The sequence below is a fragment of the Flavobacterium sp. genome (assembly GCF_044368995.1).
Lineage (GTDB): Bacteria > Bacteroidota > Bacteroidia > Flavobacteriales > Flavobacteriaceae > Flavobacterium.
Map to the genome: position 1 here is coordinate 1 of NZ_JBIPMS010000061.1, position 9,896 is coordinate 9,896.

The 9,896-nt window shown below is 31.5% G+C and carries 9 protein-coding genes; 4 read left to right on the plus strand and 5 right to left on the minus strand.

All coding sequences use genetic code 11. From position 1 onward, the window contains the following. The 3 genes from ACIQ2I_RS05720 to ACIQ2I_RS05730 all read left to right on the plus strand — a co-directional run. The coding region (locus ACIQ2I_RS05720) for a DUF47 domain-containing protein (RefSeq protein ID WP_396181475.1) at positions 1–281 on the plus strand (281 nt) is incomplete at its 5' end. 9 nt (positions 282–290) lie between these two features. Beyond that, positions 291–1,922, plus strand: coding sequence for an anion permease (locus ACIQ2I_RS05725; protein ID WP_396181476.1), 1,632 nt, complete (start codon positions 291–293; stop codon positions 1,920–1,922). A gap of 150 nt (positions 1,923–2,072) precedes the next feature. Continuing rightward, complete coding sequence (locus ACIQ2I_RS05730; RefSeq protein ID WP_396181477.1) at positions 2,073–4,616, plus strand: zinc-dependent metalloprotease; 2,544 nt, start codon at positions 2,073–2,075, stop codon at positions 4,614–4,616. A 99-nt stretch (positions 4,617–4,715) separates the two neighbouring features. Here the strand turns inward: ACIQ2I_RS05730 and prfB are convergent. Beyond that, a protein-coding gene (gene prfB, locus ACIQ2I_RS05735; protein WP_396181478.1) for a peptide chain release factor 2 occupies positions 4,716–5,811 on the minus strand; the annotation gives its coding sequence in 2 pieces (ribosomal slippage) (positions 4,716–5,747 and positions 5,749–5,811; 1,095 coding nt in all). Between the two features lie 46 nt (positions 5,812–5,857). Here prfB and ACIQ2I_RS05740 point away from each other — a divergent pair. Next, positions 5,858–6,883, plus strand: coding sequence for a threonine aldolase family protein (locus ACIQ2I_RS05740; protein WP_396181479.1), 1,026 nt, complete (start codon positions 5,858–5,860; stop codon positions 6,881–6,883). A 75-nt stretch (positions 6,884–6,958) separates the two neighbouring features. Here ACIQ2I_RS05740 and ACIQ2I_RS05745 read toward each other — a convergent pair whose 3' ends face one another. The 4 genes from ACIQ2I_RS05745 to miaA are packed head-to-tail and all read right to left on the minus strand — an operon-like array spanning position 6,959 to position 9,895. Next, positions 6,959–7,681, minus strand: coding sequence for an acyl-[acyl-carrier-protein] thioesterase (locus tag ACIQ2I_RS05745; protein WP_396181480.1), 723 nt, complete (start codon positions 7,679–7,681; stop codon positions 6,959–6,961). A gap of 18 nt (positions 7,682–7,699) precedes the next feature. Continuing rightward, the gene (locus ACIQ2I_RS05750; protein ID WP_396181481.1) at positions 7,700–8,311 is read right to left on the minus strand and encodes a hypothetical protein; all 612 of its coding nucleotides are present in this window, start codon (positions 8,309–8,311) and stop codon (positions 7,700–7,702) included. Positions 8,312–8,313: 2 nt separating this feature from the next. After that, the gene (locus ACIQ2I_RS05755; RefSeq protein ID WP_396181482.1) at positions 8,314–8,988 is read right to left on the minus strand and encodes a hypothetical protein; all 675 of its coding nucleotides are present in this window, start codon (positions 8,986–8,988) and stop codon (positions 8,314–8,316) included. Between the two features lie 40 nt (positions 8,989–9,028). After that, positions 9,029–9,895, minus strand: a complete 867-nt coding sequence (gene miaA / locus ACIQ2I_RS05760) for a tRNA (adenosine(37)-N6)-dimethylallyltransferase MiaA (RefSeq protein ID WP_396181483.1) — start codon at positions 9,893–9,895, stop codon at positions 9,029–9,031. Between the last annotated feature and the right edge of the window lies 1 nt (position 9,896).

A 9,896-nucleotide genomic window follows, 5' to 3' on the forward strand; every position in this document is an offset into this window, starting at 1 on the left:
AAATTAATCTTGAAGCTTGTAAACTTATTACAGAGTCTGTAACAGAGTTAAAAGAAATGAAAGATTTTAAAAATGTTTTTGAAAGTGTAAAGAAAATAAACAAATTAGATAGAAAATCAGATTCTGTAATTGAAAAAGCCATTTCTGATATTTTTGAAAACGAAACAGACCTAAAAAATATAATTATTTATAATGAAGTTTTTACTTCTTTAGATAAAGCTACAGATAAATGCAAATCTGTTGCAAGAGTTTTAGAAGCGGTTGCTGTTAAACATTCATAATTAGGTACTATGTTTACACTTTTAATAGTAATAATAATTATTGCTTTGTTATTTGATTTGGTAAACGGATTTCATGATGCGGCCAATTCAATAGCAACAGTAGTTTCGACAAAAGTATTATCTCCAACTCAAGCCGTCATTTGGGCAGCATTTTTTAATTTAGTTGCGTATTGGGTGTTTGATATGAGTGTAGGAAATACGGTTGCCAAAACTGTAGATAATTCGGCCATTACGCTTTGGGTTATTTTAGCAGGACTTATAGCTGCAACTCTTTGGAATTTATTAACTTGGAAATTAGGTATTCCATCTTCTTCTTCTCATACCCTTATTGGTGGATTTGGTGGCGCTGCAGTCGCTCACGCGGGTTTTGATGTTTTAAATTCTACAGAAATTTTAAAAACAGTGGCATTTATATTTTTAGCTCCTGTTATTGGAGGTCTAATTTCCTATTTGATTGCAATGGTTACCATCCAAAGAAAATTTGTTATAAAAATTACGATTTCAACTTTACTTTCAGTGCTTACAGTTTATATTACTTACAGTTTAAAAGACGCTTTAGATATTAAACCAATTATGATTTGGATTGTTGGTGTGCTTTTAGGGCTTTTCTTGGTAGTTTATTGTTGGTATGAAATTGTTCATGGAAAAAATCCATCGCATACCAAAGAAGGAAATATGTACAAGAAATTACAATTACTTTCTTCAGCTGCCTTTTCTTTAGGTCATGGTGGAGCCGATTCTCAAAAAGTAATGGGAATTATTTGTGCTGCTTGTATTGTATACGCCAATTCATACAGAGGTGGAACAGATAATGATATGCCTAATTTTATAAAAGAATACAATTTATTACATACCACAGAAATTTTACAAATAAAATATAGCAATGAAGAAGGTAATTTGAAAAAATTTAAACCTTCAGTTGGTGTTTTTGGAAGCGATATAATTTACTTAGATGGAAAGAAAATAGTGGATGTTTCCACAAGTGAATATATATATACCGATGAAAAGTTAAATACTGAAGTTTCCAAAATGAATCCATTTTTAATGGCATTGGAAAAGCAAAAAGAAGACGCAAATGACTTTGAAAAAGTTTCCAAAAAACTACCAAAACTTGAAGTATATTCAGATAAAAAAGAGGTTAAAGATGTTGTTACTAACGAAGTAATTTTTAGTAATAATATAATTAATCCTAATTACAAATACGCTAAAATTTTCGCTAATTATGTTGATGAAGATGGAAAGCTTTTAGAAGGCCACAAATTAGAAACTAAAGTAACCAAAGAAACCATGCCAACATGGATTGCTTTTGGTTGCTATTTAATGATTGGAACAGGTACTTTAATGGGCGGTTGGAAAATTGTAAAAACAATGGGAACTAAAATCACTAAAGTTACACCGCTTGAAGGTGTTTGTTCTGAAACGGCAGGCGCTTTAACTTTATTTACAGTTTCTCAAATGGGTGTGCCAGTTTCTACAACGCATACCATTACAGGTTCTATTATTGGGGTAGGCGCAACTAAGCGTTTAAGCGCCGTTAGATGGGGCGTAACAATTAGCCTATTATGGGCATGGATATTAACCATTCCGGTTTCTGCTATTATTGGTGCGTTATTATATTATGTAACAACATTCTTCTCATAAAACAAGACACATTGTAAAAAAACCGATTTTCATTTAAAATCGGTTTTTTTATTTCATCATTTGTTAAAATTAACATAAAAATTATAGTTTTAAAGTAACATAAAGTTATATTTAAGGTCTTGTAAATTAACTAACCAAAAAAATAGCATTATGTTGAAAAAATCAATACAAATTTTATTTTGCTTTTTGCTTTTAACCACATTTGAAAGCGTGGCTCAAAAAAAAGATCAGAAAAGTAAAAACGCACCTGCAGCAAATCCTGCAGCAGATGGAAAAAAACCAGATGCAAAAAAGGAACCAAAACCTTACAAAAAAGTAATTGATTCTTCAGCAGTCACGCAAAAAGGATTAATAGATGTGCACAAAGTTGCAGATAAATATTTATTTGAAATTTCTGATACATTAATTGGCAAAGAAATCATGACCATTACCAGATATTCTAAAACGCCAGCTGGTGGAGGTATTTTTGGAGGTGAAGAAATAAATAGACAAGTAGTTCGTTTTGAAAAAGGATTGAACAATACTATTATTTTGCGTTCAATAACGTATGTAATTATGACTCCGAATGAGGACAAACCAATTACAAAATCTGTAAAAAATTCAAGTGCCGATCCAATCATTGGGATTTATGATATTTTAGCCTATAAAAAAGACGAATCAGGAAAAAACAATATTGCTAGTGTTATAGATGTGACATCGGCTTTTGATGCTGATTTACAAACGTTTTCTTTGAATTCTATTAACAAACAAATGTTAAGTATTCAGGCGTTTCAAAAAGATAAATCGTTTATACAATTTATAAAAAGTTTTCCAATCAATACTGAGATTAGAACTACGAAGACGTTTACAACGGTGGCTCCTCAAATTTCAAGAACACCTACACCTAAAATAGGTGTTGATTTTCCAGCAGCTCTTGACGCTGGTGTGGTTACCATGGAATTAAATACGTCTTTTATTTTATTGCCAGAAAACCCAATGCGCAAAAGAACTTTTGACAAAAGAGTAGGCTATTTTGCCAATGGTTACGATGTTTTTGAGGAAGATTCACAAAAAGCTGACACGGATATCTTTGCTGTAAGATGGCGATTAGAACCTAAAAATGAAGAAGATGCAGAAAAACAAAAAAGTGGCGAATTAATTGAGCCTAAAAAACCAATTGTATATTATTTAGACCCCGCTACGCCAGATAAATGGAAACCATATATCAAACAAGGTATTGACGATTGGAAAGAAGCGTTTGAATTTGCGGGTTGGAAAAACGCCATTCGTGGCGAATATTGGCCAGAAAACGATCCAACAATGAGTTTAGAAGATGCACGTTTTTCTGTATTGAGATATTTTGCTGCAGAAATTCAAAATGCATACGGACCTAATGTACACGACCCAAGAACAGGTGAAATTATGGAAAGTCATATTGGTTGGTACCACAATATTATGAGTTTATTGCGCGATTGGTATTTAATCCAAACGGCTGCTGTAGATCCTAATGCTAGACATAAAAAATTAGACGATAAATTAATGGGCGAATTAATTCGTTTTGTGGCAGCACACGAAGTAGGACACACGCTTGGATTACGTCATAATATGGGAGCAAGTAATGCGACGCCTGTGGAAATGTTAAGAAATCCTGAATTTCAAAAGAAAAATGGACATACTTCGTCTATTATGGATTATGCTCGTTTCAACTATGTAGCACAACCTGAAGACAATGTAAAAGATTTATTTCCAAGAATTGGAGATTATGACAAATGGGCTATCAAATGGGGTTATTCTTATTTTAAAGATGCTGCCGATGAAAAAGTGGAAAAAGCATTGTTAAATGAAATGACAAAAGATGCTTACAAAGACAGAAGACTATGGTTTGGTACTGAAACCAGTCCTTACGATCCTCGTTTTCAAACGGAAGATTTAGGAGATAATTCTATGAAAGCGTCAGCCTATGGAATTAAAAATTTAAAAAGAATTTTACCTAATTTGACAGAATGGAGTAAAGAAAACGGTGAAGATTATTCAGAATTAGAAGGATTATATAATTCGTTAGTTGGACAGTTTAGAAGATATATGGGACACGTAACTAAAAACGTAGGTGGTGTTTATGAAAACCCGAAAACCTATGATATGGCAGGAAATGCATACGAAGTTACGCCTTCTGCTATTCAAAATGAAGCAGTTGCATTCCTAAATGAGCAATTGTTTAAAACGCCAACTTGGTTATTAAATCAAAATATTATTTCTAAAATAAAAGGCGATGTTGGAGTTGATGCCATTAAGAGTATGCAAGATGGTACACTTTCAAGTTTGTTGTCGAATGATAGATTGGTACGATTGATTGAAACATCTTCATTAAGTAAAGCCAATTATTCAGTTGATGAATTAATTTCAGATTTAAGAAGAGGTATTTTCTCAGAATTAAAAGCGAATGCAGCTATTGATATTTATAGAAGAAACCTTCAAAAAGTATTTGTAAGTAGAGTAATTGATGTTGCATTATCAGATAAAACCGATACCGGAAATTTTGACGGAAAAAGAATTAGTGTAATTGATACGGATATTCCATCCATTGCTAAAGGTCAATTGTTAGAATTAAAAGCACAATTGAAAAAAGCAAGTGCGGTTGCAACAGATCGTTTAACTAAATTTCATTTAAATGATTTGGTTGCGCGTATAGAAAATGCGATGAAACCAAAGCAATAAATTTAGACCTGTTAAACTTTTAAACTCGACCTGCCGAGTTGTTTAATTCGACCTGTTAAGTTTTTCAACTCGACAGGTCGAATTTTTTTATCTAATTTGTTAGTCTTCTTTCTGTCCCATCATCATCAAATAGGCTTTTAAAAACCCATCAATTTCACCGTTTAAGACGGCTTCAGAATCAGAAGTTTCAAATCCAGAACGCACATCTTTAATTAATTTGTACGGATGTAAAACGTAATTTCTAATTTGCGAACCCCATTCAATTTTCATTTTACCGGCTTCAATATCATTACGTTGTGCCAATTGTTTCTTCAACTCAATTTCGTATAATTGCGATTTTAACATTTGTAACGCACGACTTCTGTTATCATGCTGCGAACGCGTTTCCGAACATTGAATCTGAATTCCAGAAGGTTTGTGATATAATTGCACCTTAGTTTCTACTTTATTTACATTTTGACCTCCAGCTCCACTTGAACGGGCTGTTGTAATTTCAATATCTGCAGGATTAATTTCAATTTCAATGGTGTCATCCACTAATGGATAAACATATACGGAAGCAAATGAAGTATGTCGCTTGGCATTACTATCAAAAGGTGAGATGCGTACCAAACGATGTACCCCATTTTCTCCTTTTAAATATCCGAAGGCAAAATCGCCTTCAATTTCTAACGTTACGGTTTTTATACCCGCAGCATCACCTTCTTGATAATTCAGTTCTTTAACTTTATACCCTTGTTTTTCGGCCCACATCAAATACATTCGCATCATCATGCTTGCCCAATCGCAACTTTCTGTACCTCCAGCACCTGCGGTAATTTGAAGCACAGCACTTAAATTATCGCCTTCTTCCGAAAGCATATTTCTAAATTCTAAATCTTCAATATGGTTGATGGTTTTTTCAAAAATGGCATCTAATTCTTCTTCAGAAACGGCATCTTCTTTATATAAATCATAAGTCAGTTGCAGTTCTTCGGCTAAATCTTCGCAATGTGTATAGTCGTCTACCCATTTCTTTTTCGAACGTAAATTTCTTACCACAATTTCGGCTTGTTTGGCATGGTTCCAAAAGTCGGGAGCAAAGGTTTTTTCTTCTTCGTTACTTATTTCTACAAGCTTGGCATCAACGTCAAAGATACCTCCTTAACGCACCAAGGCGATTAATAATGTCTTTTATTTGTTCGGTATTTACCATTTTATTTGTAGTTTTACAAAACAAAAATAGACTATTTATACGATTTATGGAAATTAATTTATTCAGCGATACGGTTACCAAGCCCTCTAAAGAAATGTTGCAATTTATGTTTAATGCGAAAGTGGGTGATGATGTTTTTAAACAAGATCCGACAGTTAATGAATTGGAAGCGTCTTTAGCTGATTTATTTGGTAAAGAAGCCGCTTTGTTTTTTCCTTCTGGAACGATGGCAAATCAAACCGCGATAAAATTACACACCAATCCGGGTGACGAATTAATTTGTGATAAATGGGGACATGTTTTTTTATATGAAGCGGGTGGCGTAGCATTTAATAGTGGAGTTTCGTGCAATTTAATTGATGGAAATCGAGGTATGATTACTGCGGAACAAGTAGAAAATGCTATTAGCGATCCTGAGTTTTATCACGCACCAATGACTAAGTTAGTATGTGTAGAAAACACAACAAACAAAGGCGGAGGCGCTTGTTACGATATAGAAGAATTAAAGAAAATAAAAGAAGTTTGCACAAAACATAATTTGAAATACCATTTAGATGGAGCCCGACTTTGGAATGCTTTAGTTGCTAAAAAACAACATCCAAAAATGTATGGCGAATTGTTTGATACCATTTCTCTTTGCCTGTCAAAAGGTTTAGGAGCGCCAGTTGGTTCAGTTTTGTTGGGTACAAAAGAAGATATGAAAAGGGCACTTCGCATTAGAAAAATATTTGGTGGCGGTATGCGTCAAGCGGGTTATTTAGCTGCAGCTGGAATGTATGCCTTACAAAATAATATCACTCGCTTAGAAGAAGATCATAAAAAAGCTAAAGAATTAGGAAGTGTTTTAGAAACGCTGCCTTTTATTTATAAAGTGGAACCAATTGAAACCAATATTATCATTTTTAAACTAAAAAGTGATATAAATGAAACGCAATTTATTGATAAACTAAAAGAAAAAAATATCAATATTAGCAATATGGGCCAAGGTAAATTGCGAATGGTTACTCACTTGGATTACAAACAAGTAATGCACGATTATGTAATGGAAACATTGCGTAAAATTAGTTTTTAGATAGGTAACCAGTTTTTACAGATTAAACTTATTTACACAAATTAATCCATTGAATAAATCTGTATTGCCATTATTTTAAATCTCTAATTCTAAAGCGAAACAACTTTTCCCTTCTTTAGTAATTAAAAATGAATTTTCAGTATGATGAATTTCTATTGCATCATTATAATTTAATTCTTGTAAATAGTTTAAGTTTAGGGCTTTGATTGAATTATTTAAAACCATTTCTACATTAGCAACATCTAAACACCATTCTAAATATTTAACGTTGTTGGCGTGATTAACAATATCAATATCTGATAAAATAATTTTTCTTTTGTTTTTATTTGTAAATACTTCTGGAATAGTTATTTTCTGAATTGGTTCTATTATACTGTCTGTAGCATATTTTTCAAAGTGAGTATGTGGCAATGCTAAATTATCTGGGCGTCTGGTATTCGTATTTATAACTACCCAAAAAGTTTCGCAACCTATTAATTTTTCATCATTCAAATACATTTCTAAACAACGAATAGAACGCGAATTATCTAAGGTTTTTATCCAGGTTTTTACCGTAATTACATCTTTCCATTTTGGTAATTTTGCAATTTCAATTCTCATTCTACTTAACACCCAAGCTTGATCATGTTGCTGCATGTCTAGATAACTAATACCGCCTAAATCCGCATGATTTCCTGCTACAACTTGAAATAAATTACAAATTTCAGTATGCTTTAAAAAGCCATTTGAGTAGCAATGTTGAAAACCAATTTCAAAATTTTGTTTGTAAATAGAGGTAAAGTCTTTGGAAATTGGCATAATTGTATTTTAACTAATTTATAACGTAATAAATTTGAACCCAAAATTTAAGTTAACTGAATTCGAATTGTTAAAATATTTTTTATAATCATCTGATGTTTGTACATCAAGAATATATCTATTGTAGCCTAAATTTGAAAAAATAACAACATCATTACTTAATTTATAATTTAAATCGACTCCAAGCCCAATTCTATACCCATATTGACTTCCGTAAAATTTAGCACCATTTTTTTGTCTTATTTGCAAAAATCCAGCAGTTAAATCTGGAGATAAAACAAATCGTTTTGAAATTTTAATTTCATTTAAAACAGAAATATAAGCAGAGTTAATATTTGATTTTTTAATATTACCACCAATAGTTATATCAGATACATTTATACTACTCTTTTCTAACGTTCCACCAAATTTTATATTTTTATATTGAAACATATACAAACTAATATTTACTCCCAAGCTTGGGTTTTTATGGCCTTTGGCTAAATAGTTGTTTCCAAAAAATACGTTTGAAGTTCCAGCAACATTAATATCAGCTATAATTTTAAAATCTTTTTCTATTTTATCTTCTTGTTTTTGAGACCAAGCGGTTGACATCAAAAATAAAAACATAATTTGTACTAAATACTTCATAATTAATAATTTAGAGTATAATTAATTTGATTAGAATTGTTTATCACAATATTTTCATCTTGAATTATGGTAGTGTTCGTAATATAATTAAACACGGTATATCGTAAAATTATTGTTTGATTTTTTTTAACAAGCCTATTGAAATCTATAAAATCCAATTCATTCTCTATTGGATTAAAATATACAAACTCATTTGGCAAAACACCAATAAACTCAATTTTTCTGAGTTCATTTGAAGGATTTACATTATTTGGATTAACATTTAAAGTGGCCAAATCTGTATTCTTATATAAAACGGAAGTTGGTAAAACAAGTTCAAAATTTATAAAATTGGAGTTTTGAATATTTCTAAATTGCTTTCTGTTTAAATTATTGGAATTTGAATTGGTTTCAACAATAATTTCAGAAAAATTATTACTAGGTTTTGGAATCACTATAGTGTATTCTCCCATACTATTTGTAATTGTTTTTCCAATATTGTTTTCTTCAGATGGTACATAAAATAAAAACGGAAAACCATAGGATTCACGCGTAACAAATAAATTAATTTCTTTATTTTCAATAGGATTATTATCGTTATCAACCACTTTACCTTTAATAACTATTTTTGTTCCTCCGGCGTATTCAATTCCACACGAAGACAAAATAAAAATCAATAAGATTACTATTTTTTTCATTTTTTTCTTTCAAAAATAATTAAAATTAGATTTTTAACCCTTAAATTACTGTTAATTTATTGATATCATTGATAATGGTATTTATTTTAGTTTCATAATCAAACCAAACAGCATTTTCTGTGCGCTTGAACCAAGTCATTTGTCGTTTTGCAAATCGGCGTGTGTTTTGTTTAATTTGTTCTTTGGCAAATTCAAGTGTGCTTATCCCTTCAAAATAATCAAATAATTCTCTGTACCCAACAGTTTGTAAGGCATTTCTTTCTTTATGAGGAAGTAATTGCTTTACTTCTTCAATCAAACCAGTTTCGAACATTATGTCGACACGTTGGTTAATTCGATCGTACATAATTTCTCTATCGGCTTCTAAACCAATAATTATTGGAGTGAAATTACGTTTGATTTTTCTTTTTCCAATAAAAACGGAATAAGGCAGACCACTTCCAATACAAACCTCTACAAAACGTTTCATTCGTTGCGGATTTTGTAAGGTTTGCGGATTTTCTATTTCCAGTTTATTATAATAATTGGGATCTAATTCTTGTAATTTATGCTGTAAAAATTCGATACCTAATGCATCAAATTTAGAATTGATTTCTGTACGAATATCCTCATCAATATCCGGAAATTCATCGAAACCTTTTAAAACGGCAGCTACATACAAACCAGAACCACCCACCATAATTTGGATGTTGTTTTTAACAAAAAGTTCATCTAATTTTTCAAGCGCTTCTTTTTCAAAATCGCCTACAGAATACTTTTCAAAAATCGATTTATTTTGTATAAAATGATGGGTTGCAGAAGCTAATTCAACTTCCGAAGGAACTGCAGTTCCAATTTTCATTTCTTTAAAAAATTGCCGACTATCGCACGAAATGATTTCGCAACCAAAATGATGTGCCAATGCAATA

Bases quoted from the DNA above. Each gene is read 5' to 3' on its own strand.
- ACIQ2I_RS05750 (WP_396181481.1), bottom strand. From the start codon at position 8,311: ATGAAGTATTTAGTACAAATTATGTTTTTATTTTTGATGTCAACCGCT.
- ACIQ2I_RS05740 (WP_396181479.1), top strand. From the start codon at position 5,858: ATGGAAATTAATTTATTCAGCGATACGGTTACCAAGCCCTCTAAAGAA.
- ACIQ2I_RS05755 (WP_396181482.1), bottom strand. From the start codon at position 8,988: ATGAAAAAAATAGTAATCTTATTGATTTTTATTTTGTCTTCGTGTGGA.
- ACIQ2I_RS05725 (WP_396181476.1), top strand. From the start codon at position 291: ATGTTTACACTTTTAATAGTAATAATAATTATTGCTTTGTTATTTGAT.
- ACIQ2I_RS05730 (WP_396181477.1), top strand. From the start codon at position 2,073: ATGTTGAAAAAATCAATACAAATTTTATTTTGCTTTTTGCTTTTAACC.
- ACIQ2I_RS05745 (WP_396181480.1), bottom strand. From the start codon at position 7,681: ATGCCAATTTCCAAAGACTTTACCTCTATTTACAAACAAAATTTTGAA.